Source organism: Pseudomonas sp. KH_040, from assembly GCF_057839305.1.
In genome coordinates, this window is sequence record NZ_CM174487.1 from 5,633,238 (window position 1) to 5,657,509 (window position 24,272).

20 protein-coding genes, 1 tRNA gene and 1 pseudogene are annotated in these 24,272 nt (G+C 60.2%); 12 read left to right on the plus strand and 10 right to left on the minus strand.

From position 1 onward, the window contains the following. Positions 1 to 22 precede the first annotated feature (22 nt). From AC3IUF_RS25035 to AC3IUF_RS25045, 3 genes are all read left to right on the plus strand, one after another. Positions 23 to 1,069: an ABC transporter substrate-binding protein gene (locus AC3IUF_RS25035; protein WP_007912918.1), complete on the plus strand. Its 1,047-nt coding sequence runs from the start codon at positions 23 to 25 to the stop codon at positions 1,067 to 1,069. A 60-nt stretch (positions 1,070 to 1,129) separates the two neighbouring features. Further along, positions 1,130 to 2,584: an amidase gene (locus AC3IUF_RS25040; protein WP_489279597.1), complete on the plus strand. Its 1,455-nt coding sequence runs from the start codon at positions 1,130 to 1,132 to the stop codon at positions 2,582 to 2,584. A gap of 86 nt (positions 2,585 to 2,670) precedes the next feature. After that, positions 2,671 to 2,747, plus strand: a tRNA-Met gene (locus tag AC3IUF_RS25045). A 68-nt stretch (positions 2,748 to 2,815) separates the two neighbouring features. On the opposite strand, the gene AC3IUF_RS25050 is transcribed toward AC3IUF_RS25045, so the two are convergent. Both AC3IUF_RS25050 and AC3IUF_RS25055 read right to left on the minus strand, forming a co-directional pair. Further along, positions 2,816 to 3,292 (minus strand): helix-turn-helix domain-containing protein, encoded by a 477-nt coding sequence (locus AC3IUF_RS25050; RefSeq protein WP_489279598.1) that lies wholly within the window; start codon positions 3,290 to 3,292, stop codon positions 2,816 to 2,818. 112 nt (positions 3,293 to 3,404) lie between these two features. Further along, positions 3,405 to 4,505 carry a DUF2817 domain-containing protein gene (locus AC3IUF_RS25055; protein ID WP_489279600.1) on the minus strand — a complete coding sequence of 367 codons (1,101 nt, stop codon included), beginning with the start codon at positions 4,503 to 4,505 and terminating at the stop codon, positions 3,405 to 3,407. Between the two features lie 260 nt (positions 4,506 to 4,765). Between AC3IUF_RS25055 and ggt the strand changes: the two genes are divergently transcribed. Beyond that, complete coding sequence (ggt, locus tag AC3IUF_RS25060) at positions 4,766 to 6,598, plus strand: gamma-glutamyltransferase (RefSeq protein ID WP_489279601.1); 1,833 nt, start codon at positions 4,766 to 4,768, stop codon at positions 6,596 to 6,598. Positions 6,599 to 6,679: 81 nt separating this feature from the next. Here ggt and AC3IUF_RS25065 read toward each other — a convergent pair whose 3' ends face one another. From AC3IUF_RS25065 to AC3IUF_RS25080, 4 genes and pseudogenes are all read right to left on the minus strand, one after another. Beyond that, positions 6,680 to 7,312 (minus strand): LysE family translocator, encoded by a 633-nt coding sequence (locus tag AC3IUF_RS25065; RefSeq protein ID WP_489279603.1) that lies wholly within the window; start codon positions 7,310 to 7,312, stop codon positions 6,680 to 6,682. Between the two features lie 73 nt (positions 7,313 to 7,385). Then, positions 7,386 to 7,985: a flavin reductase family protein gene (locus AC3IUF_RS25070; protein WP_489279604.1), complete on the minus strand. Its 600-nt coding sequence runs from the start codon at positions 7,983 to 7,985 to the stop codon at positions 7,386 to 7,388. A 181-nt stretch (positions 7,986 to 8,166) separates the two neighbouring features. Beyond that, on the minus strand, positions 8,167 to 8,727 hold the full coding sequence (locus tag AC3IUF_RS25075; RefSeq protein WP_371748318.1) for a methyl-accepting chemotaxis protein: 561 nt from the start codon (positions 8,725 to 8,727) through the stop codon (positions 8,167 to 8,169). After that, a pseudogene (locus AC3IUF_RS25080) lies at positions 8,707 to 9,531 on the minus strand (PAS domain-containing protein); the annotation flags it as partial. The pseudogene AC3IUF_RS25080 and the gene AC3IUF_RS25075, both read right to left, overlap by 21 nt. Positions 9,532 to 9,721: 190 nt before the next feature. On the opposite strand from AC3IUF_RS25080, the gene AC3IUF_RS25085 reads away from it, so the two are divergent. Continuing rightward, positions 9,722 to 11,092 carry a GntT/GntP/DsdX family permease gene (locus tag AC3IUF_RS25085; RefSeq protein WP_007912937.1) on the plus strand — a complete coding sequence of 457 codons (1,371 nt, stop codon included), beginning with the start codon at positions 9,722 to 9,724 and terminating at the stop codon, positions 11,090 to 11,092. Positions 11,093 to 11,131: 39 nt separating this feature from the next. Here the strand turns inward: AC3IUF_RS25085 and AC3IUF_RS25090 are convergent, their stop codons facing one another. Then, positions 11,132 to 12,445: an MFS transporter gene (locus AC3IUF_RS25090; protein ID WP_007912938.1), complete on the minus strand. Its 1,314-nt coding sequence runs from the start codon at positions 12,443 to 12,445 to the stop codon at positions 11,132 to 11,134. A 351-nt stretch (positions 12,446 to 12,796) separates the two neighbouring features. Here AC3IUF_RS25090 and AC3IUF_RS25095 point away from each other — a divergent pair, with 351 nt between their 5' ends. From AC3IUF_RS25095 to AC3IUF_RS25120, 6 genes are all read left to right on the plus strand, one after another. Further along, positions 12,797 to 14,215 carry a short-chain fatty acid transporter gene (locus AC3IUF_RS25095; protein ID WP_489279607.1) on the plus strand — a complete coding sequence of 473 codons (1,419 nt, stop codon included), beginning with the start codon at positions 12,797 to 12,799 and terminating at the stop codon, positions 14,213 to 14,215. A 185-nt stretch (positions 14,216 to 14,400) separates the two neighbouring features. Continuing rightward, on the plus strand, positions 14,401 to 16,098 hold the full coding sequence (locus tag AC3IUF_RS25100; protein ID WP_007912942.1) for a molecular chaperone HscC: 1,698 nt from the start codon (positions 14,401 to 14,403) through the stop codon (positions 16,096 to 16,098). 11 nt (positions 16,099 to 16,109) lie between these two features. After that, positions 16,110 to 17,837, plus strand: a complete 1,728-nt coding sequence (locus AC3IUF_RS25105; RefSeq protein WP_489279608.1) for a J domain-containing protein — start codon at positions 16,110 to 16,112, stop codon at positions 17,835 to 17,837. A 98-nt stretch (positions 17,838 to 17,935) separates the two neighbouring features. Next, entirely contained in the window at positions 17,936 to 19,630 is a 1,695-nt protein-coding gene (locus tag AC3IUF_RS25110; RefSeq protein WP_489279610.1) for an acid phosphatase, read from the plus strand. Between the two features lie 120 nt (positions 19,631 to 19,750). Beyond that, a complete protein-coding gene (locus AC3IUF_RS25115; protein WP_007912948.1) occupies positions 19,751 to 20,923 on the plus strand; it encodes a hypothetical protein in 1,173 nt (390 codons plus the stop codon). Between the two features lie 180 nt (positions 20,924 to 21,103). After that, positions 21,104 to 21,628, plus strand: a complete 525-nt coding sequence (locus AC3IUF_RS25120; RefSeq protein ID WP_007949698.1) for an SET domain-containing protein-lysine N-methyltransferase — start codon at positions 21,104 to 21,106, stop codon at positions 21,626 to 21,628. Positions 21,629 to 21,636: 8 nt separating this feature from the next. On the opposite strand, the gene can is transcribed toward AC3IUF_RS25120, so the two are convergent. Then, complete coding sequence (can, locus tag AC3IUF_RS25125; RefSeq protein WP_007912954.1) at positions 21,637 to 22,281, minus strand: carbonate dehydratase; 645 nt, start codon at positions 22,279 to 22,281, stop codon at positions 21,637 to 21,639. Between the two features lie 141 nt (positions 22,282 to 22,422). Between can and AC3IUF_RS25130 the strand changes: the two genes are divergently transcribed. Beyond that, positions 22,423 to 22,827, plus strand: coding sequence for a hypothetical protein (locus AC3IUF_RS25130; RefSeq protein ID WP_007912958.1), 405 nt, complete (start codon positions 22,423 to 22,425; stop codon positions 22,825 to 22,827). Positions 22,828 to 22,930: 103 nt separating this feature from the next. Here AC3IUF_RS25130 and rimI read toward each other — a convergent pair whose 3' ends face one another. Both rimI and AC3IUF_RS25140 read right to left on the minus strand, forming a co-directional pair. Next, positions 22,931 to 23,383: a ribosomal protein S18-alanine N-acetyltransferase gene (gene rimI / locus AC3IUF_RS25135; RefSeq protein ID WP_007912963.1), complete on the minus strand. Its 453-nt coding sequence runs from the start codon at positions 23,381 to 23,383 to the stop codon at positions 22,931 to 22,933. Further along, on the minus strand, positions 23,376 to 24,122 hold the full coding sequence (locus AC3IUF_RS25140) for a hypothetical protein (protein ID WP_007912965.1): 747 nt from the start codon (positions 24,120 to 24,122) through the stop codon (positions 23,376 to 23,378). The genes rimI and AC3IUF_RS25140 overlap by 8 nt, the downstream gene beginning before the upstream one ends. Positions 24,123 to 24,272: the final 150 nt, after the last annotated feature.

The following is a 24,272-nucleotide window of genomic DNA, read 5'->3' on the forward strand; positions in this document are numbered from 1 at the left end:
CTACGACCTGTGGGGAAATAGCATGAGCAAGTGGATAAAAAGCGTTGGCACTTCGTTGTTTCTGACTGTGCCGCTGACCATGGCTGTTAGTGTTCAGGCGGCCGAAAAACTCAACGTGGTCAGTTGGAGCGGCTATTTTTCGCCGGAGATTCTTGCCAAGTTCCAGAAGCAGACCGGCATCGAAGTCACTGTCGATTCCTACGATTCCAACGAAACCTTGTTGGCAAAATTGAAACAGGGCGGCGCCGGTTATGACGTGGCGATTCCGTCGCACCAGTTCGTGCCGATCCTGATCAAGGAAAACCTGCTGGAGCGCTTCGACCCGGTCAAGGAGCCCTACTACGCCAGCGTTGTGGATAACTTGAAAAAACCGAGCTGGGACCCGGAAGGCGCATATTCGGTGCCGTTCATTTGGGGCACCACCAGCGTCGTGTTGGACTCGGCGCGCTACAAAGGCCCGGCCGACAGCTACAAGGTTTTGTATGAGCCGCCAGCCGAGTTGCAGGGGCGCATCAACATGTTCGATTCGGTCAGCGACATGGTCGATATGGCCAGCCTCTATCTGAATATTCCGCTGTGCAGCGAAGACCCGAAACAGATGCAGCAGGTGCTGACACTGCTCAAGGCGCAGAAGCCATTCGTGAAAACCTACAGCTCCAAGGCCGGCTCGATTCGCGAGAACCTTGCCTCAGGTGAAATCGACATGTCGATGTTCTGGGGCGGTTCGTCGATGCGTGCCCGTGAGATGAAACCGACGCTGAAATACCTCTACCCGAAAGAAGGTGTGCTGGCCTGGGTCGATAACATGGTCATCCCTGCCGGCAGCAAAAATCCGGCGAATGCCAAGGCGTTCATCGCCTTCCTCAGCCAGCCAGAAAACTCGGCGATGACGCAGAACTTCCTCAAGCACCAGAGCCCGATCAAAGGCGTCGAACCGTTCCTCGACGCGGCGCTCAAGGACGCGCCGGAACTGCATATTCCCGAAGGGACGAACGTGGTGTTCAGCAAGACTTGCGGCGAAGGTGCGATCCGCCTCGCTGACCGTCTCTGGACCAACCTGATGCGTTGATCGCTACCGCCCCGTCGCACTGGCGGGGCGTTTTTCCAGCCGTCTGAAAGGCCGCTTGCAATGAACTCTAATAACATCAGCGAACTGGTCCTGTTGCAGGCCCACAAGCTCGCCGAACGCATCCGCCTGCGCCAGGTTTCCTGCCGGGAAGTGATGCAGACTTACCTTGCCCATATCGAACATTTCAACCCGATGGTGAATGCGCTGATCAGCCTGCAGTCACCGGAACATCTGCTGGCTCAGGCCGATGAACGCGATGCCGAACTGGCGCGTGGCGAATACCGTGGCTGGATGCATGGCTTGCCTCATGCGATCAAGGATCTGTCGCTGACCCAAGGTATTCGCACCACGCTGGGTTCGCCGCTGTACAAGGACTTTGTGCCTGAGCGCGACGGCATCATGGTCGAGCGAATCAAGGCGGCCGGCGCGGTCATTATCGGCAAGACCAACACCCCGGAATTCGGTCTCGGCTCGCAAAGTTACAACCCGTTGTTTGGCGCGACTGCTTGCGCGTATGACCCGAGCAAAACGGCGGGGGGCAGCAGTGGCGGTGCGGCGGCAGCGCTGGCGATGCATCTGGTGCCTGTCGCGGATGGCAGCGACATGATGGGCTCGCTGCGCAATCCGGCGGCGTTCAATAACATCTTTGGGTTTCGTCCTTCGCAGGGGCGTGTGCCGTTCGATGACAGTGCGGATCTGTTTTTCGATCAGCTCGGTTATGAGGGGCCAATGGCGCGCAGTGTGAGGGATGCGGCGTTGCTATTGTCGGTGCAGGCCGGGGGCGATGCGCGTGCGCCATTGTCCATCGCTGAAACCGGCGAGGCTTTTGCGGCGCCGTTGGGGCGTGATTTCAAAGGTACACGTTTGGGTTGGCTGGGGGACTTCAGCGGTTATCTGCCGATGGAGCAAGGTGTTCTGTCGCTGTGTGAGAAGACCTTTGCTGATTTTGAGAGCCTTGGCTGCCACGTTGAGTCGGTTGAGCCCGGTTTCGCGCCTGAGGGGCTGTGGAGCAGTTGGCGGACGTTGCGGCACTGGATGGTCGCGGGATCGTTGGGCGCGACGTATGCCGACCCGCAGAGGCGTGCGTTGTTGAAACCGGAAGCGATCTGGGAAGTGGAAAACGGCTTGAAGCTGTCGGCCAGCGAAGTGTTCGCCGCTTCAGTGGTTCGCAGCGATTGGTATCGGGCGATTTCTCGACTGTTCGAAAAGTACGATTACCTGCTGCTGCCCAGCGCCCAAGTGTTCCCGTTCGATAAAACCCAGCCTTGGCCAACGTCTATCGAAGGCGTGGCGATGGACACGTATCACCGCTGGATGGAGGTGGTCATCCCCGGCACGCTGTCGGGTTGCCCGGTGGCCAATGTTCAGGCCGGATTCAATTCGCACGGTTTACCGATGGGGCTACAGATCATCGGCAAGCACCAGGCTGACTTCGCTGTCCTGCAATTGGCGCACGCGTATGAGCAGGCCAGCCGCTGGTTCCAACGCTGCCCTTCGCCGCTGCTCGGCCAGTGATTTTGATAAACGGTTGAAAGCGTAGAAAAAATTTTTAAATTTACGCTTGACGCTTTTCCATTTCAGGGGAATAATGCGCGCCACTTGGCTACATAGCTCAGTTGGTTAGAGCATAGCATTCATAATGCTGGGGTCCGGGGTTCAAGTCCCTGTGTAGCCACCAAGTACTAAAAACGGCTTACCGAAAGGTAGGCCGTTTTTTTATGCCTCGAGAAAAGTCTCGGTAATCTGTTACTTCAAAATATCCTTCTGTTCGTTGCTCGTTTTGGTCGCTGCCTGTGCGATCAAGGCGTCGATCATCTGCGCAATGACCTTCTGTTGGACCTTCGAGAGCTCATTGATGGACTGCAGCCGTCGATACCACGTCGAGGTCAAGCTGCGTCTGGGCATCTGCGTGTACGAGGGAACCCCGAGCAGATCTTCAACAGGCACGCGAAGCGCAAACGCCATCTTCACCAGCGTCGTGACCGGCATGCTGCGCGTGCCCTCCTCGTAGCCCTGAAAGGTTTGCCGGGAAAGACCTAAAGCCCGTGCAAACCGAGTCTGTGTGATCTCGTGCACTGTGCGTAAGTGCGCAATGCGACTGCCCATCGCCACCAGAAAATCGCGATCCTCATTGGAAATACTCATGACAATGGCCGACTGAAAATAGAGTTGATTGGCAACGGACTCATCCTTTTCATCTGAAATCCATCCTGGAAAAAACAACAGAAAATATCCTCAGGCAGCGGCGCGTAAGTTGTCGACCTGAAAAGTCTGTAGGAGAAATGTGGAGCAACCGCCAAGCTGGAGCGAAGTACTACAAGCGCGAAATGCCTTTTCAGCAAGCCAACGCCGACAAACCTTTCGCCCAGATTTGCCGAGTGCGCAAACCGACCATTGCGCGCCAATCCGGATCAGCTGGATAGAACTGCTCGAGCAGATTCAGTTTGATTTCACGTCCTACAGCATCCAGCGGATCGCCATGCAAATGCAGCCACTGGTCATCACGCAAATGCCGATGCACATCCGGCCCCGGATACGTCCCGCACTCGATCACGAACGGCATCAACCGCACGTCCGGCAAGGCCTTGAGCAACGCCTGCGAGGTGTACCCCGTGGCCGTCGCTGCCACTCCGGTTTCGCTCAAGGTGTCGGCGCCGGTGTGCAGGGTGTAAAGCCATGGGCCATAAATTGCCTGGGCCTGCGCGAGTGCCGGGTAAGGCGTCTGGGTGATGGTCAGCAACATCGGATGGCCGTATTCGCCAGCGCCGGTGTGCAGGTCAAAACACATCACGGTTTCAGCGCCAGCCAGATGCGTTTCGATGATTTGATGCAACGTGCGGTTCGACCAGCTCGGCGCACGGCCACCGTAAAACAGTCCGTCGGGATGGCTGTGTTGACCACCCTCGACAATCGACATCACCGCTGGCCAGCCGTATTCGTTGATCTGCGCATCGAGCAAGGCATCGGCGCGTTGGCGCTCGGGGCCATGCAGATCGGTGCAGGCGTAGATTTCGTGGAGTGCGGCGTACGCGCGGTTATCCGGTAGCGGCCGGGTGAAATCGAGGTGATTGCGGTTGAGGTCGATGTTGTCTTCGTTGACCCGGCGTAACCACGCTGTGCCCCATGGGTTGATCAGGTGAACCATGACCACCGCGACATCCTTGGGCAGCGATCCGGGTGCGAAGGTTTTCAGCCAATCGATCTGACAGTCCGAGCCGTAATAGCCCTCGACTCCGTGCGTACCGCTGAGCGTTACCAGTCGGCGTTTGGCCTGTGGATCACCGAGCACGGCGACGTCGGTGCTCAGCGGTTCGCCGAATGGCCCGCAACGCGGATGTGCGTAGGAAGAGAGCGTGGCGCCGGCGGCATTGGCGGCGGCGATGAACTGCTCGCGTTGATCGCGGTAGCTGGATTCGGCGGGGAACTCGCTGTGCATATCAGCCTCTTGTTGATCTTGTAATTGTAGGAGTGAGCCTGCTCGCGATAGCGGTGGTTCAGTCAGCAATGATGTTGAATGTGATGACGCTATCGCGAGCAGGCGAAGGCCTACAAGGGGACGTGTGCGGTAGATCGATTGCGGTTGACCCTAGCGAACATCCGCCCCGAAAAGAAAGACAAAAATGCCCATCGGTTTGCGTCGCGACCGAGCGGTCGATAAAGTCCCCGAGACTTTTATCCCACGGACGGAGAGCCCGCGTGTTTTCAGCCTTGCCCTTGAGCCGCTTTCGCCTGCCTGCCCTGACGCTGATCATCAGCGCCCTGACCCTCACTGCGTGCAACGCCCCGCCCTCCTCGACTTTGCCGCTGGCACCTGAAGCTGCTTCCGGTTACCGCACCGATCTGCAAACCCGTCACGCCAGTAAACACATGGCCGCCGCTGCCAATCCACTGGCGGCCGAGGCTGGTCGCGAGATGCTGCGTCAGGGCGGTTCGGCGATTGATGCGGCGATTGCGATGCAAGCGGTGCTGACCTTGGTTGAGCCGCAGTCTTCCGGGATCGGTGGCGGCGCGATGATCGTGTTGTGGGACGGTAAACAGGTGCGCACGTATGACGGTCGCGAAACCGCACCGGCCGGCGCGACCGAGAAACTGTTCTTGCGCGCCGATGGCCAGCCGATGTCGTTCCCGCAGGCGCAGATTGGCGGTCGCTCAGTCGGCACACCGGGCGTACTGCGCGCGCTGGAGATGGCGCATCAACAACACGGTCGCCTGCCATGGGCGAAGCTGTTTGAACCGGCGATCAAACTGTCCGAGCAAGGCTTTGCGATCTCTGCGCGTTTGCACTCGCTGCTGGAATCAGATCCAGTCATCCGCCAGTCGCCGGACATGGCCAAGTATTTCCTCAACGCCGATGGCAGCGTCAAAGCCGTCGGCACGCGCCTGCAAAACCCGGCGCTGGCCGCAGTGCTCAAACGCATCGCCAACGAGGGCCCGGACGCGTTGTACAAAGGCCCGATCGCCGAAGAAATCGTCGCCAAGGTGCAGGGTCACGCCAACCCCGGCAGCCTGTCGCTGAACGATCTGCAGCGCTATCAGGCCAAGGAACGCGCGCCGCTGTGCACCGATTACAAGCGCTGGCAGGTCTGCGGCATGCCGCCGCCGTCGTCGGGCGGGATCGCCGTGGCGCAGATTCTTGGTACGTTGCAGACGCTGGAAACCCGCGATCCACGTCTTTCCCTGACGCCGCTCAAACCAGTGAAAACCGACAAACCGGCCGGCATCGAACCGGATCCGCAAGCCGTGCATCTGATCGCCGAAGCCGAACGTCTGGCCTACGCCGACCGTGCGCAATACGTCGCCGACACCGACTTCGTGCCGGTGCCGGTCAAAGGCTTGGTCGATCCCGGTTACCTCGCCAGCCGCGCCAGCCTGATCGGCGAACGCAGCATGGGCAGCGCCAAACCAGGCACGCCACCGGGTGTGCAGGTTGCCTACGCCCCGGACCGCTCGCCGCTGCGCATCTCCACCTCGCAAGTGGTCGCGGTGGATGACCTCGGTGGCGCGGTGTCGATGACCACCACCATCGAGGCCGCGTTCGGCTCGCACCTGATGGTTCAGGGTTTTCTGCTGAACAACCAGATGACCGACTTCTCGTTCATCCCGGAAGAGAATGGCCAGAAAGTCGCCAACCGCGTCGAACCCGGCAAACGTCCACGCTCGTCGATGGCGCCAACACTGATCTTTGATCGCCACAGCGGCGAATTCGTCGCCACCGTCGGCTCGCCCGGCGGTTCGCAAATCATCGAATACGTGGCGAAAACCACCGTCGGCCTGCTCGACTGGAACCTCGACCCGCAAAGCGCCATCAGCCTGCCCAACTTCGGCAGCCGCAACGGCCCCACCGAACTGGAACAAGGCCAGTTCAGCCCGGCGCTGATTCAGGCATTGAAAGACAAAGGGCACGCAGTGAATGAAATCGACATGACCAGCGGCACCCAGGCCATCGTGCGGGTCAAGGATGCGCAGGGGAAAGCGTCGCTGGAAGGTGGCGCGGATCCACGGCGGGAAGGCGAAGCATTGGGGGATTGAGGCTAGGACGCAAACAAAAAAGGCTTACCGCGAGGTAGGCCTTTTTTCATGCAACTGATTTAACTTGGAAGATCAGTCGGCTCAGCGATTAGCCAGCAGATGCACCCCAAACAGCAAATAACAACCACCGGCCAAGCGATCCAGCCATTGCCGCGAACGCTCATACACACCAGCAATCCGGCGACTGGCGAAGAACAGCGCTACGCAGCAATACCAACTGAACGACAGCGTCGCCATGGTCAGCACCGCCAGCGCCAGTAACAGTGGCGGGATGTGAGCCGGCATGGCGGTGGCGAAGATTGTCGCGACGAACAGAGCTGACTTAGGATTGGTCATGTTGCCCAGAAAGCCGCGGCCATAAGCGCCGAGCAACGTTTGCTGCGAGTCATCCAGCGTACCCGCGACGATCGGCGCCTTGCGCTTGAACTGCTTGAGCCCGAGGTAGATCAGGTAACAGCCGCCGGCAATCTTGAAGCTCAGGTACAGCGTCGGCGCGGCACTGAACAGCGACTGAATGCCCAAGCCCCCCGCCAGCCCCCACAACACGGTTCCGCTGGCTACGCCCAGCGCCGCGACCACGCCATGACGGCGGGAACGGCTGACCGCGAGTTGCGCGATGTTGAAGAAGTTCGGGCCGGGCGTGGCCACGGCCACCGTCCACAACAGGGCCAACGACAGCAGCGGCGCCAGATAACTTGAAAAGGAAAGATCCATGGGCATGCGCCTGATAGGTTTGACGATGCTCTCTACCTTGCAACATCCGGTAATGTTTTGCCATCAGCCGTATTCAAACCGCTAACGTCTTGCCATCCACCGCGTCACCAATCTTCAGGAAATGCCCGCCCGCCACGTGGTGCAAGGTGCGCAAGCCATCGTGCCCTTCGAAATGCCAGCGTCCGTCGCTGAACACACGCTCATCGGCATGGGCGGCGATGACTTCGGCGAGGAACAGATCGTATTGCTCGTGATTGCGCGGCTCCGGGAGCAAACGGCATTCGAGCCAGGCCACACAGCCGTCGAGCAAAGGTGCTTCGACTTGTTCGCCGGTAAACGTCTGCAAGCCGTACGCCTGAAACTTGTCTTGCCCTTGGGTTTGGCTGATTTCCAAGCCCGAGGTATTGCCGACGGTTTGCACGATGTCGGCCTGATTGACGCAAGGCACATTGAGCACGAAGGAGCCGGAGGCTTCGAGCAACTGGCGGGTCCAAGTCGATTTATCGAGGACGACGGCAACTTTCGGTGGCTCGAAATCCAGCGGCATCGCCCAGGCGGCGGCCATGATGTTGCGCTGACCGTCGTGGGCGGCGCTGACCAGAACGGTCGGCCCGTGATTGAGCAAACGGTAGGCTTTGTTCAGGGGCACCGGGCGGCGGTGGGAATCGCTCATGGGATCTGCTCCGGGAAAAAGGAGCCGATTGTAGCGCCAGCATCGAAATACAGGCAGGTGAAAACTCTGTAGGAGCTGCGGCACGCTGCGATCATTTGATCTTGATGTTGATCCTCGGAATCAAGATCAAAAGATCGCAGCCTCGTTTCACTCGACAGCTCCTACAGGGGTTGGGTGCAGGTCAGTGGGAGAGTTGATTGGCGAACTGGCCGACGGCATTCACGACTTTCTGCGCACCGTCCTGAATCTCGACGATCACCGTGCCCGCCTCGGCCGCCAGCGCCAGCCCTTGTTCGGCCTGAAGCTTGCCGTCGGTCATCAGCGCCACGGCGTTGCGCGCCATTTCCTGGTTCTGCCGCACCACAGTGACGATCTCTTCGGTCGCCTGACTGGTGCGCGAGGCCAGTTGTCGCACTTCGTCGGCCACCACCGCAAAGCCTCGGCCCTGCTCGCCGGCACGGGCCGCTTCGATGGCAGCGTTGAGCGCCAGCAGGTTGGTCTGTTCGGCAATGCCGCTGATGGTTTTGACGATGGTACCGATCACCTGCGACTGCTCGTTCAGTGCCTCGATGCCCTCACCGGCAGCCTGCATGTGCCGCGACAGATCTCGCATTACGTTGACCGCTTCGGTCACCACCGTGGTACCGCGCTGGGCGGTGCTGTCGGTTTGCTGCGAGGTGCTGTAGGCGATGCTGGCTGCGTCGGCGACGGCTTGCTCGCGGTTGACCTGATCGGTGATCACGGTGGCGAACTTCACCACTTTGTACAGTTTGTCGTTGGCATCGACCACCGGGTTGTAGGACGCCTCCAGCCAGACCGTACGACCGTGGCTGTCGACACGCTTGAAGCGATCAGCCACGAACTCACCGTTGTTCAAACGGCGCCAGAAGTTTTGGTACTCGGCGCTGTTGTACTCCTCCGGCGTGCAGAACATGCGGTGATGTTTGCCCTTGATCTGCGCCAGGCTGTAACCCATGCCGCTGAGGAAGCGATCGTTGGCGTTCAGCACATTGCCGTTGAGGTCGAACTCGATTACCGCGGTCGAACGCACAAGCGCACCGATCAGGTTTTCGTGTTCACGAGAAGCTTCGATGGTGCGGGTCAGGTCGCTGGCGAACAGCGAAATGTGCTTGATGCGCCCATCCGAGGAACGCACCGGTTGCACGATCGAACGCAGCCACGCTTCTTCACCATTGCCGCGCAGCAGGCGCACGGCACCGGCGAAATGTTCGCCGCGGTTCATGGCGTTTTTGAAGCGGTGATGGAACTCGTCAGTCTTCACATGCGCCGGGACGATGTCTTCAATCGCCCGCCCGATCAGGTCCTGACTCTTGTAGAGCATCTCGGTGAGGAAGTTCTGGTTGACCGATTGAATGCGCCCGTCGGGCTCAAGGTTCAGCACCAGCATCTCGCTTTCCAGGCTTTCCTTTACCTGCACGAGGCTGGAGAGTTCTTCACGAAGAGCGGCCAGCTCTTGCTTCAGGCGTTTGTTGAACATGGGAAAGTACCGATGGGCAGGATAGAAAGCGGGATGCAGCCTAGCCATCGGCCTTGAAAATCTTTTCTGAAGAGCGTTTGCGACCGGTCAGTCAAAAATAATCTCGATAGGCCACTGGTCTGTTCTGTTCCCCACCGAGCGACTGCAAAACCCAGCGCTCTGGCCCGGCTATATCGGGTATCCTCAAGGCAAATTGCAACAATATGTTGCAGGTATCCGCCCGATAAGGAGTTCCGTTTTGGATTTATCGACCGCTGCCTGGATGGTTCACGACACCCGCCTGATTCTCTGCTGTCTGCTGGCCATTGCGACGATTATCGTGTTGATCAGCGCGACTAAACTGCCGCCGTTTCTATCGATCCTGATCGGTACTTTCATTGCCGGTGTCGGCGCTGGTTTACCGCCCGAAGACGTGGCCAAGGCGTTCAGCAAGGGCGCCGGGGCGATTCTCGGTGAAGCGGGGATCATCATTGCGCTGGGGTCGATGCTCGGTGCGCTGATGGCCGAATCCGGCGCCGCCGACCGCATTGCGTCGACCTTGCTCGGGCTGGGCAAAGGCAAGTCGTTGCCGTGGGTCATGGCGCTGGTGGCGATGGTGATCGGCCTGCCGCTGTTCTTTGAAGTGGGCCTGGTGATGATGGTGCCGATCATTTTCGTCATGGCTCGCCGTTCGGGTCAGCCGCTGTTGAAAATCGCGATTCCAGCGCTGGCCGGGATGACCACGCTGCATGCTCTCATGCCTCCGCATCCCGGGCCGTTGATTGCTGTCAGCGCGTTGCATGCCGACCTTGGGCTGACCATGCTGCTGGGTTTCAGCATCGCCATCCCGGCGGTGATTCTGGCCGGGCCGCTGTACGGCAACTGGCTGTCGAAACGCATGCACATTGATGAGCCGGCAGAACTCGGCGCGTTGTTCAGTGCGCCGCCGAAAGCGCCGCGCCAGCCGAGTTTCGCCATGTCGCTGCTGATCATTCTGCTGCCGGTGCTGCTGATGCTCGGCAGCACCCTGGCGAAAGTCGCGATGAGCCCGCAAAGCAGCGTCGCCCTGAGCCTGAAGTTTCTCGGCGAACCGTTGGTGGCGCTGAGCATTGCGGTGATGGCGGCGGTGATCTGCCTCGGTTGGGCCAACGGCATGCCCCGTGAAGACGTCGGCGGCACCCTGCGCAAAAGTCTGGCGCCGATTGCCGTGCTGTTGCTGACCATCGGCGCCGGCGGCGGCTTGAAGCAGACATTGCTGGATGCCGGCGTCAGTCAGACCATCAGCAAAGTCGCCGAAGGCGCGCATATGCCGTACCTGTTGCTGGCCTGGTTGATCGCTGTGGCATTGCGTCAGGCCACAGGCTCGGCGACGGTGGCCACGACCACGACGGCGGGGATTCTGGCGCCGATGATGGCGGGCCTCGCCGCGACGCAAAGTTCGTTGGTGGCATTGGCGATTGGTGCCGGCTCGGTGTTCTTCTGCCACGTCAACGACGCCGGCTTCTGGATGGTTCGCGAGTATTTTGGCTTGCAACTGAAACAGACGATCTGGGTCTGGTCGATCCTGCAAACCATCGTCTCGGTGGTAGGCCTGGCGGGGACGTTACTGTGGTGGCACTGGCTGACGTAACGGCCTCCGCGGGTTTGCGCTGAGGCCGTTAACTCGCCTTCAGGAACAGGGCGCCACGGATTGGCTGCCGACTCGGGGCATGCGCGCGCCGAAATACGCCGCGCTGACGATGCCGACCATGCCCATCACCGCGCAGAACATCACACAAATCCACGGGCTCCACGGCATCAGACCGATCAGCAGCAGCGGTGTGATGCTTGCCCACGCGGCGTAGGCGATGTTGTAGGTGAAGGAAATGCCTGACACGCGGATACGCGCAGGGAACAACCCGACCATCACCGACGGCACCGCACCAACCACACCGCACGCCAGACCGGCGACGGCGTAAGCCAGGCCAATCCATTCGCCGCCCATGATCAAACAGCCATACAGCACGCCGATGCCCAACGGTAGCAGCAAGCTATACAGCATGACCGTGCGCCAAGCGCCAATACGATCGACCAGCAACCCGGCGATCACGCAGCCGATATTGAGAAACACGATGCCCAAGGCACTGAGCGCGAAGGTGTGGCTGGCGGTCATGCCGAAAGTTTTCTGCATCATGGTTGGGGTGATCACTACGAACACCACCACCGCCGAGGTCAGCACGCAAGTCAGCAGCATCGCCGGCAACATCGCCAGACGATGCTCGCGCAGAACGGTGCGCAAGGGCAGCTCGACCCGTGCCTCGCGCTGCGCTTCCATGGCCATGAACACTGGGGTTTCGCTCAGCCAGCGGCGCAGATAAACGCCAATCACGCCGAACACACCGCCGAGCAGGAACGGATAGCGCCAGGCGTAATCAAGGATTTCAGCAGGTGTGAAGACTTGCGCGAGAAAGGTCGCGGTCAGTGCGCCGATCAAGTAACCGAACGTCAGCCCGGCCTGCAAAAATCCCAAGGCATACCCGCGATGACCGGCCGGCGCGTGCTCGGCGACGAACACCCAGGCGCTCGGCACTTCACCGCCGACTGCCGCGCCTTGCAGGATGCGTAGCGCCAGCAGCAACAATGGTGCGAAATAACCGATCTGTGCATAAGTCGGCATGATGCCGATCAGCAGGCACGGCAGCGCCATCATCAGGATGCTCAGGCTGAAGACTTTCTTGCGCCCGAGTTTGTCGGCGAAATGCGCCATCAGAATCCCGCCCAGCGGCCGCGCCAGATAACCAGTGACGAAGATCCCGAAACTTTGCAGCAGACGCAGCCATTCGGGCATTTCCGGCGGGAAGAACAACTGGCTGAGGGTCAGGGCGAAGAATACGAAAATGATGAAATCGTAAATTTCCAGCGCGCCGCCAAGGGCCGCGAGGCCGAGGGTTTTGTAGTCGGAACGGCTGAACGGCGCAGGTTTGGCCGGGGATTGGGCAGTCATGGCAAAGAACTCGGAAACAGGTAAAAAACCAAGGCGCCCATGGTCTACGCAAATGGGCTGGTGGACAACCCGTTAGACCATAGTCCCGGTTTTGCAAAACCTGCTCACAAAGCATCGGCAGTTGAATTACTGTTAATGCCTGTCCAGCGGGACCACGCCAACGCCGGCCAACCGCCGTAAACCCCATGTGGGAGCGAGCCTGCTCGCGAAAGCGTCAGTTCAGGCAACCTCAATGTTGAATGTGCCGACCTCTTCGCGAGCAGGCTCGCTCCCACAGGGATCTCTGTGTTGTCGAGATCGGCGAGCGTTCCCGCGGACCACAATAACCATAAAAAATCCGAGGTACTCCCTGTGGCCGTTGATATCGAAGATAGCCGCTCCGCACGCTTTGCCCTGCGCTGTTCAAGTTTTGCCGAACGCTGGTTTCCCGACTCCTGGGTATTCGCCGCGCTGGCGGTGATCATCGTCGCCCTGGCCACACTGGCCATGGGCGCCAAACCCACCGATGCGGCGATGGCCTTCGGGGACGGCTTCTGGAGTCTGATTCCGTTCACCATGCAGATGGCCTTCGTGGTGATCGGCGGCTACGTGGTCGCCAGTTCGCCGCCCGCTGTAAAACTGATTGATCGCTTGGCACGCATCCCGAAAAACGGCCGTTCCGCCGTGGCGTGGGTGGCGCTGATCTCGATGGTCGCGTCCCTGCTCAACTGGGGCTTGTCCTTGGTATTCGGCGGTTTGCTGGTGCGCGCCCTCGCCCGCCGCACCGATCTGAAAATGGATTACCGCGCTGCCGGCGCCGCTGCCTATCTGGGCCTTGGCGCGGTGTGGGCGCTGGGCTTGTCGTCGTCGGCTGCGCAATTGCAGGCCAACCCCGCCAGCCTGCCGCCGTCGATCCTGTCGATCACCGGGGTGATTCCGTTCACCGAAACGATTTTCCTCTGGCAGTCCGGCGTCATGCTGCTGGCGCTGATCGTGATCTCGATCATCATTGCCTACGCCACCGCTCCCGGGCCGAACTCGGCTCGCGATGCCAAGGCCTGCGGCATCGACCCGGCCTTCAACCTGCCTCTGCTGCAACCGCGCACGCGGCCGGGCGAATGGCTCGAACACAGTCCGCTGCTGATCATCGTGCTGGTGCTGCTGGCGGCGGGATGGCTGTTCCATGAGTTTTCGACCAAACCGGCGATCACCGCGATTTCCGGGCTCAATACTTACAACTTCCTGTTCATCATGCTCGGCGCATTGCTGCACTGGCGTCCGCGCAGTTTCCTCGATGCCGTGGCCCGGGCGGTGCCGACCACCACGGGCGTGTTGATTCAGTTCCCGCTGTATGGCTCGATTGCCGCGCTGATGACCACGGTCAAAGGCACCGACGCGCAAACCCTGGCGCACCACATCTCGACGTTCTTCGTCAGCATCGCCTCCCACGACACCTATGCGCTGCTGATGGGCGTGTATTCAGCGATTCTCGGTTTCTTCATTCCGTCGGGTGGCGGCAAGTGGATCATCGAAGCGCCGTACGTGATGCAGGTCGCCAATGATCTGCAATATCACCTCGGCTGGGCGGTACAGATCTACAACGCCGCCGAAGCGTTGCCGAACCTGATCAACCCGTTCTACATGCTGCCGCTGCTGGGCGTGCTGGGGTTGAAGGCGCGGGATCTGATTGGTTTCTCCTTCGTGCAACTGCTGGTGCACACGCCGCTGGTGCTGCTGTTGTTGTGGGCGCTGGGGACGACACTGGCGTATACGCCGCCAGTGATGCCGTAACAAAGCGGGCGCGGTCATGCTGGCCGCGCCCGCATTTTTCTCCTGAAACAGCCGTGTGTCGGGCTGCCTGTCGCAAATAATGGCTCAGAGCCATCATCCTGCTTTACCGCATCGCACCCTCGGTAATATTCTGCGCGCCCATAAATGTTTCCATTTTTTACCAAGCGCAAAGGGAGTTCGTTGCAATGATCGTAGGGATTGACCTGGGAACCACCAACAGCCTGGTCGCCGTCTGGCGGGGCGATGCCACCGAGTTGGTGCCCAATGCCCTGGGCCAGTTCCTGACACCAAGCGTCGTCGGCCTGGATGATCAAGGCCGGATTCTGGTGGGTCAGGCGGCGCGCGAGCGTCTGCACACGCATCCGCGCCTGACCGCTTCGCTGTTCAAGCGCCACATGGGCAGCGCCACGCAAACGTACCTGGCGGACAAGGCGTTTCGCCCGGAAGAACTCTCCGCCTTGGTGCTCAAGAGTCTGAAAGAAGACGTCGAGCGCGCATTTGGCGAAACCGTCACCGAAGCGGTGATCAGCGTCCCGGCCTACTTCAGCGACGCTCAACGCAAAGCCACGCGCATCGCCGGCGAACTGGCCGGGCTGAAGGTCGAGAAGCTGATCAACGAGCCGACCGCCGCCGCCCTCGCCTATGGACTGCATCAACGGGACAAGGAAACTTCGTTCCTGGTCTTCGACCTCGGTGGCGGCACGTTCGACGTGTCGATTCTGGAGTTGTTCGAAGGCGTGATGGAGGTCCGCGCCAGTGCCGGTGACAACTTCCTCGGCGGCGAAGACTTCGACACCGTGCTGCTTGAGCACTTCATCAGCCAGCACCGTTCCGCCGCAGACTTCCCGGAGCGCAGCAGCGTCATCCAGCCGCTGCGTCGCGAGGCCGAGCGCGTGCGCAAGGCGCTGGGTCAGGACGACAGCGCCGAATTCCGCTTGCAACTCGGTGAGCGGCAGTGGACGCACACCATTACTCAACAGCAGTTGGCGACGCTGTACATGCCGCTGCTCGAACGTCTGCGCGCGCCGATTGAACGGGCGCTGCGCGATGCGCGCATCCGCGTCAGCGATCTCGACGAGATTCTGTTGGTCGGCGGTACCACGCGCATGCCGCTGGTGCGCAAACTCGCTGCCGGGCTGTTCGGCCGGTTCCCGTCGATCACCCTCGACCCGGATCAGGTCGTGGCCCAGGGCGCAGCCATTCAGGCGGCACTCAAGGCCCGCGCCGCAGCGCTGGAAGAAGTGGTGTTGACCGATGTCTGCTCTTACACGCTGGGCATCGAGACCTCCACGCAGGTCGGCCGCAACTATGAGAGCGGCCACTACCTGCCGATCATCGAGCGCAACAGCATCGTGCCGGTCAGTCGGGTGAAAACCGTGTACACGCTGCACGACAATCAGGAACAGGTGGTCGTGCGCATCTTTCAGGGCGAAAGCCGTCTGGTCAAAGACAACGTGGCACTCGGCGAACTGGACATCAAGGTGCCGAAACGCAAGGCCGGCGAAGTTGCCCTCGACGTGCGTTTCACCTACGACAACAACGGTCTGCTCGAAGCCCAGGTGAAAATCCCCCTGACCGGGCAACAGCATTCGCTGGTCATCGAGAACAACCCCGGCGTGCTGTCACCCGAGGAGATCCAGCAACGCCTGGCGAACCTCGCACAACTGAAGATTCATCCGCGCGAGCAGCAGGTCAACACGCTGCTCAGTGCACGTCTGGAGCGCCTCTATCAGGAAAGCCTGGGCGATCTGCGTGATCTGATGGGCGATTGGGCCAAGCAATTCCAGATCGCGCTCGACTCTCAGGATGAGCGCCAGATCCGCGAAGTGCGCACCGATTTGAGCCGACGCCTGAGCGAACTCGACCGCACCCCGTGGCAATAAGGAGTCTGGCCATGGATTGCTGGTCGGTGCTGCACCTGCACGATGACGCCGAAGCCCGCGACATCAAGCGCGCCTATGCGCGGCTGCTGAAAACCTTCCGCCCCGATGAGGATGCCGAAGGTTTCCAGCGCCTGCGCGAAGCCTACGAGCAAGCGCTGGCGATTGCCCGGTGGCGCCTTGAAAACGCTGAACCCGAGGAGGAACAAGACACCGACGTCGCCACGGCGTCCAGCGCCTTTGCCGCGCTGGCGTTCGATGCTGCGCTGGCAAACAAACACAGCCACCGGCAAAACCAGCCGTGGGAATTTGCCGATCTCGACGTTCCGCCCGTCAACCCGGCAGCCCCAGAGCCTTTTGCACCGCCGGCGAAGGATGATGTTTTGCCTGTCGAGCCACTGACGGCGGCCCCGGACACAGAAGCGTATGTGCTTGAAGCGCAGGCCGCACGGCAACTGCTTGAGGGACTGTCGCCAGAAAATCTCGGCGAGCGTTGGGATCAGGCGCAACAGCAAAGCTGCGCCAAGGCGTTCGAAAGGCTGCTGCTGCAACGGTGTTTTGACCAGCCACAATTGCGCAGCCCAGTGCTGCACTGGGCCGTCGAGCACCTCGGATGGCTAGGGCCGTGGCAAGACGTGCTGATGAATGATCGCCAGCGCGACCTGCTCGCCGAAAGCCTGATGGCCGATTATCGAAACGCCCTGCAAGCGCTGCTCGAAAGCCAGAGCGAACGCGAATTTCTCAACGTGCTCAAACGCTACAGCGCTCAACCGTGGCTGCAGGTATTCGATCGCCGCGAACAATGGCAGCAAACCCTTTTGCACTTGCTCAATGACACTGAGTGGAGCGTGCCGCTGTTCGACCGCATCGGCCAACTGTTCGGCTGGGATCACAACAAAGGCCTGCACCCGCAACCGGACTGGCTCTGGGACACCTTGATCGAACGCTGCGAGCAGGAAAGTTTCTACGACAATCTGCGCGCCAAGGCTGAAAGCGACCGCACGTGGGCGGCCGATGTTCAGGCGGCGCACTTGTTGATCAACCCGCTCAAGCCTCTGCAGCAAAAGAAAATCATCGACGGCTTTGGCCAGAATGAATGGCAGGCCTGCCATGACTTGTCGGAAAAGCTCACGTGGCGCTTCCCCGAGCTGCTCGCACGTTTGCCTTATGCCGATGTTTTTTACTGGCGACGGTTCTTTCCACGACCGATTGCCGCCGAAACCTGGGTGTGGGTCTGGACAGCGATTGCCTTGGCGCTGCTCCTGCAACATCTGTCCTCCCAAGAAAAAACGGCCATGCACCTCGTCTTCATGCCGATGTTGTTTGCCTGCGTGCCGGTATGGTTTTTTCGCTTTGCCCTGAGTTGGTGGGTGGTGCTCACGTCCTATGTCATCGTGCCGGACCTGTGGCTCACCGAATGGCTGATACCGCGCAAATGGAACCCTGACACGCGCTGGCTGCTGATACGCCACGGAGTACCGCAAGGGATGATGGTGCTGCTGTTTTCGCTGATGCTCGGGCCGCTGGGCGCGCTCACTTATGTCGGCACGCTCCTGATCGGGCTGGTGCACAAACGCCGTATCGGTTCGCTCGATCCGGAACTGAGCAGCCGCCGCCCATGGCTGACCGCATTGCACTGGGCGCACTTCAGTCCGCTGCAATTGCTGTTTCTGGTGGTCATGACCGCCGTAACAGCGGCCAGCAGGCTCGGCTATTCGCTCACCCAGCTCATGCCCGGCTAGGAGCGCAACGACAAAACGCTCTGTCACCCAACCGTCATATTCCCTTGCTAGCGTCCGCCCGAAACATACTGAAACAATTAAGCAAAACGGGCTGAACGATGAAAGACGACACAGACGGCACTGACGCAGCTGAATCCAATCAACCCACCGACACCAGTCGCCGCCGCTTCCTCGGCGGCGTCGCGGTGCTCGGTGTCGGAGCCACACTGGCCGGGTGTGGCAGCGCAGGTGATCAACCGGGCAAACCGGCCGAGCGCCCGCTGACGCCCGCCGAACTGGACAAGTCCCTGCGCGATCAGGTGAAAACCGTGGTGGTGATCTACGCCGAGAACCGCAGTTTCAATAATCTGTTCGGTGATTTCCCCGGTGTCGAAAAGCCGCTGGCCGCACTCAAGCCCGGCGACTATCAACAACGTGACCGCGACGGCTCGCTGCTGCAAACCCTGCCACCCGTTTGGGGCGGCGTCCTGCAGATCGGCCCGCAAACCCTCGATGGCGTGTCTTACCCCAGCGCCACGCAGTTTCAGGAAAACCTGCCCAATGCACCGTTCGCCCTCAAAGGCCCGAATGGCGAAGACTTGCCATTCGGTCTGGTGACCCGCGATTTGTGGCACGTGTTCTATCAGAACCAGATGCAGATCAATGGTGGCAAGAACGACGGCTTCGTCGCTTGGGCCGACTCCGGTGGTTTGACCATGGGTCATTACGCGCAGAGCCGTTATTCCCTGCGCCTGTGGGACGTCGCTCAGGAGTTCGTGCTGTGCGACAACTTCTTTCAGGGCGCCTTCGGTGGCTCGTTCCTCAACCACCAGTACCTGATCAGCGCCACCGCGCCGTTCTATCCGGACGCAGCCAATTCGGTGGCCAAGTCGCAGATCGCCGCGCTGCAAAGCGATGATCCGGCCGATCCGCGCCTCAAGCCGCTGGACGCATCGCCGGCCAGCGCCATGAGCGGCCCGCCGCAGTTCGGCCCGAGTGCGCTGACCCCGGACGGCTTTGGCGTCAACACCCTCGCGCCGCCCTATTGGCCCACCTGGATTCGCGACCCCGAGCGCCCGGCGTATTCGAAAGCGGATCTGCCCAACGTCATGGTGCCGCAGACCCACGAGCATATCGGCGACAAGTTGTCGAAAAAGAACATTGACTGGGCGTGGTATGCCGGTGCGTGGCAGGCGACGCTGGATCAGTACAAGGATTCCGGCGGCATTCCGAAAATCCCCAACTTCCAGTATCACCATCAGCCGTTCAACTACTTCAAGCAGCAAGGTCCGGAGAACCCCGCCGAACGCAATAAACGCTTGCGCGATGCCGGTCTGGGTGACGAATCGAGCAGCAACAAGTTCTTCGCCGATGCCGAAGCGGGCAAGTTGCCGGCGGTGAGTTTCTACAAACCCCAAGGCAACCTGAACATGCACGCCGGTTATGCCGATGTGGCTTCCGGGGATCGACATATCGTGCGTGCGTTGAAAGTGCTGCGCGAAAGCCCCCAGTGGAAAAACATGGTGGTCATCGTCACGGTCGATGAGAACGGTGGTTGGTGGGATCACGTCGCGCCGCCCAAGGGCGACCGCTGGGGTCCGGGGTCACGCGTGCCGGCGCTGGTAGTGTCGCCGTTCACGCGCAAAGGCACGGTGGATCACACGGTCTACGACACCGCGTCGATCCTGCGGCTGATCACCCGTGTCTTCCAGTTGGAGACCCTTGACGGCCTCAAGCAACGGGACGAGGCGATGATTGCCCGGGGTCAGAAACCCATGGGCGATCTGACCAACGCCCTGCATTTTCAGGCTTGAAAACCCGCCCTGCGAGTTTGCGCAAAAATCTGCCGATGACGGCTTCTCTGTCAAACGCGGCTGATCCACTATGAGGCGCCCCCGATACGCGGGGGAACCCACGCTGAAAAGGATCTGAGCATGTTCAAACTCGCAGGACTCACACTCGCCGCGCTCACACTGAGCGCAGCCGCCCACGCCGATGTCGATCTGAAACTGGGCAGCACCGAACGCGTCACCCGTCTCTTCGCTTACCCCAACAATTGCAGCGTGATCTGCTTCCGCAACTGGACGCTGGAACAGACCGTCGCCCATTACCTGAGCCAGAGCGTGCAACGCGATGGTTATGCCGATGCCAAGGTGTTGGTAAAAACCGACAACGGCCAGCTCTACGCCGAAATCACCGGCGTGCCAAAGGATTACGATAAACCGCTGTCGGCGCTGCTGGACGCCGGGGATCTGGCCTACACCGGCGCCAGCAAGCTCAACGCCGATGGCAAATGGGCCTACAGCTGGTACCTGTTCCTGCCGCTGGGCATGGCTCTGGAAAACCGCAAAAGTGTCGAGTTGCTGCATTTCCCGCCGGATTACTCGCTGACGCAAGCGCAGGATTATCTGCGTTCGAACACCACTGATCGTTGGGCGACTCTGTTGACCGACAACGGCATCCCCGCCGCCCAGACACCAGCGTTCCAGACCATTATCGACATCGCCCCGATCGCGGCACCGTCCAACGCCGGCAGTGATCTGGAAGGCGTGTATGACTATTTCAAGGACTACCAGACCACCCTGGTCAAACAGTTCAGCCAGACCGCCAGCGGCACGACGCTGCCAATGGTCGCGTTCGGCGCACCGGTGCGTAACTGGATCAAGCAACAATACGGGCCAACCGTGAATGTCTTGGGCCTGGCGACGATCAGCCCAAGCGAAGGCGTGAAAGTGCCGGTGCTGGGTTCCAACCATCCGAGCTATATCTGGTATGCCGCTGACCCGAAAAGCTACACCGGCGACGACGCCCAGGCCAAGGCTGATGCTGCGGGTCTGAAAGTCATGGGTCAGGATTTGAGCGCGGCCTGCTGGCAGGCTGGCATGGGCAGCAAACCGGGCAGCGATGCGCAGGCCACCCTCAACAGTTGCACACAGACGTGGCAGGTGACGCAGAAGGTCAAAACCTGCGAGTTGTTCTACACCTCGATCCGCAACCTGACCCCGGATCAGGCCGTCGCCAAGTGCGCGACCACCCCGATCAAGGCGCAACTGAAGCAATTGCAGGCACCGCTGCCGGCCACCGCCGTTCCCGCCCCGCACCTGTAATCGCCGAAAGCGCTCCCGTGTCAGCCAATGCTGACGCGGGAAAGCGTCTAAATCGCCTGTCAGATCTGACAGTAGACCGGCTATACCTAATACGACACGATTGGATCCAAACAGAAGTATTGCAGTGCTGACAGGACGTCAACCCAAAGAAGTCGCAAAACCTTTGCGACAAGGACTGTTATGAATATCCACGCCATGGCGCAATCGGCGCCACGCGATACTGAAGGTATTTACCCCTTCGCCGGTTTGCCCGTGCGACTGGGGTTTCCCGCCAGTGCCGATTTCGAAATCATCCACGATGCGCACGGCAGCCCTATGGCGGTCGCAGCGCGAAGCGAGTTTGTGCAAAGTCATCGGATATGCCGGGTGTCCGGGCAACTACTGCCCTATCGCTGCCGACAGACCCGACAAATGCTGACGGGCATCCACATTTACGATCCGCGCTTTTGCGGTTTGATCGAACACGCGTGCGACCCCAACGTATTTCTCGACATGAGCGAGCTGTGGTTGTGGGCGTTAAAAGATATCCACAGGGGGGAGCGGCTGACCATGGACTACGCCGCCACCGAAGACAAACTGCTGCATCAGTTTGCCTGCGGCTGCGCAGCCAAACGCTGTCGAGGGTGGATCACCGGTCACGACGAGCCACCCAGTATCGAGGGCCAGCACTTTTTACAGCGCTGGCGGCTCTCGGGTTTGCGCTGACAGCCCGGTTACAAAGCGCCAACCGGACGCAAACGATACTGCGGCGGCAATTGCTCAAAACCGCTGATGGTGGTGTTCAGGCTTTTCCAGCGACCATCCTTGATGCCGTAGATGCAACCGTGGATCGACAGGCTCTGCCCACGATGCCAGGCGTTCTGGATGATGCTGGTGTGCGCGACGTTGGCCACTTGCTGGATCACGTTGAGTTCGCACATCCGATCAACCTGCTCTTCTTCGGTCGGCAGCTTGGCCAGTTCTTCGCGTTTCTCGTAGTACAGATCGCGAATCGAACGCAGCCAGCCATCAATCAGGCCAAACTGACGATCCTGCATTGACGCGCGCACACCGCCACAGCCGTAGTGGCCAGTGACGAGGATGTGTTTGACCTTGAGTACGTCGACCGCGTACTGGATCACCGACAGGCAGTTGAGGTCGGTGTGTAGCACCACGTTGGCAACGTTGCGGTGCACGAACAGATCGCCCGGCAGCATGCCGACGATTTCGTTGGCCGGCACACGCGCATCGGAGCAGCCGATCCACAGATATTCCGGCGTTTGCTGGCGCGCCAGTTTGGCGAAGAAATCCGGGTCTTCCTTGGTGATCGCGTCAGCCCAACGTTCGTTGTTATCAATCAGGTCTTGTAAGTCATGCATGCTGTAAGGCCTCAAGAAAGATGCGCTGGTATGACAGACGACCGCCCGTCGGGGTCACGCCGCCAACGCAAGTGATTTCATTGGAATTCTCGTGTGCCCGGCGAGTCCACCTAAGTAAGGCCCACAGTATGAGGAATTGCCATGACTGATTCACGACGCCCTTACGATGCGGTGCAACCAGAACCCATTGATGATAACGAAGACCGCATGGGTTCGGTGCATGAGCTGGATTTCGATGAAGACCAGCCCAGCGCGAAAATCGGTGATGAGATTCCCGAGCGTGAGCGCGAGCAGTTGATGCCGCGTGAGCGGGTGCGCGAGGCCGGTTTTACCGGTGCATCGACCGCTGACCATGAACCCACCGACGATGACTTGAGCCCGGAAACGCTGATTCACGAAGACGGTGCGCGGGATGCCGAAGAGGCCGGGGAAGGCAATCAGGCGGATTGGGATTTGAGCATTGTCGATGAAGATGACATCGGCGGTGGCAATGGGCTGGATGAGGCGGAACTGGCGCGGCGTGATCCGCTGGATGGCAACCGCTAGCAGACGTGCCCCCCTGTAGGAGCTGCCGAAGGCTGCGATCTTTTGATCTTGGTCGTAACATCAAAATCAAAAGATCGCAGCCTTCGGCAGCTCCTACAGGTCATCAGTCAACCAGGGTGCAAGCCATGACCACGGCATCCTCGCGCCCGCCCACCGCCGGATAATAATCCCGACGCCGGCCAATCTCATTGAAGCCATAACGCTCATACAACTTGAACGCGCCCGTATTGCTGTCACGCACTTCCAGAAAACATTCCCGCGCCGAAGCCGCATACGCCCGCGACATCAAGTGCTCAAGCAACGTCAGCCCCAGCCCACGCCCCTGATTTTCAGGTTTGACGGTAATGTTGAGCAGATGCGCCTCATCCAGAATGATCTGCACCACCCCGTGACCAACCTGCTGCTCACCCTCGAACATCAGCCAGATCTGGTACTTGCCCAGCCCATCAAGAAAAATCCCGCGAGTCCACGGGTGGCTGTAAGCGGCGTACTCGATTTTCAGCACGGTTTCCAGATCCGCCTCGGTCATCGGGCGGAACGATACAGCGTCACTCATTCGATTCTTTCCAGCGCGCCATCAGCCGACGCATGGCTTGCCACACAGCGGCCTTGCGCTGTGGCTCTTCCATTAACAATTCCAGACCGGGAATGGCCCAGGCCGAGCCCAGACCTTCGATCTGCAATTCACGATTGAATGCTTCGGCATCCGCTTCACCGGCAAAACGTACCGCCGGTAGGCCGATCAGCCACAGGCAGGCGCACGGAGCGGCTTCCATTTGCACCGAAAGGAAACCCTGAACGAAGTCGCGCGCCGCGTCCGGGCCCTGATCCATGGTGCCGCGATTGAGCCACGGCCAACGCACCGGTTCGCCGACGATTTGCGGCGCATCCGGCAGACCGGCGGCGCGCAGCATGTCCTTGAGCAACAGATAAGCCGGATCACGGCTCTGGAACGGTTCACCTGTGGGTAACTCGACCAACAACAGGCAGCGCCCGGCACGAAGCAATTGCAGAGCAAAACGTGGCGGTGGCACTGGCGCCGGTTTGGCGACAACCGGCGTGTCGTCGGCCTCTTCCACCGGTTTGGCGTTGGTCCGGGTGCTGGCCAACGAAGGACGCGGCACTTCGATCTTCGGCCGTTCGGCCGGACGAGCGGCAGGCTGCGCGGGCGCTTCGACCGCAGGCGCAAGCACCACCGGCGCCTCTACCTCGGGCTCGGGCATGTCCAGCAGCTCGGGCCGTGAAGGCGCGGCGAAAGGCAATTCGGTGCGCGGCAGCCAGTTGACCACCTGCATGGCGTTCAAATAGGCGCGGCGGCGGGACTCGATTAGCAAGGGTCGGCCACTTGTGGATAACTGAAGTGCGCTGATTCTACCGCCGTTCGCTCAAGATCGCCCGTTGTTGATCGATAGACTTGGTCTAAAGAAAGCGACAGTCCGTCCCGA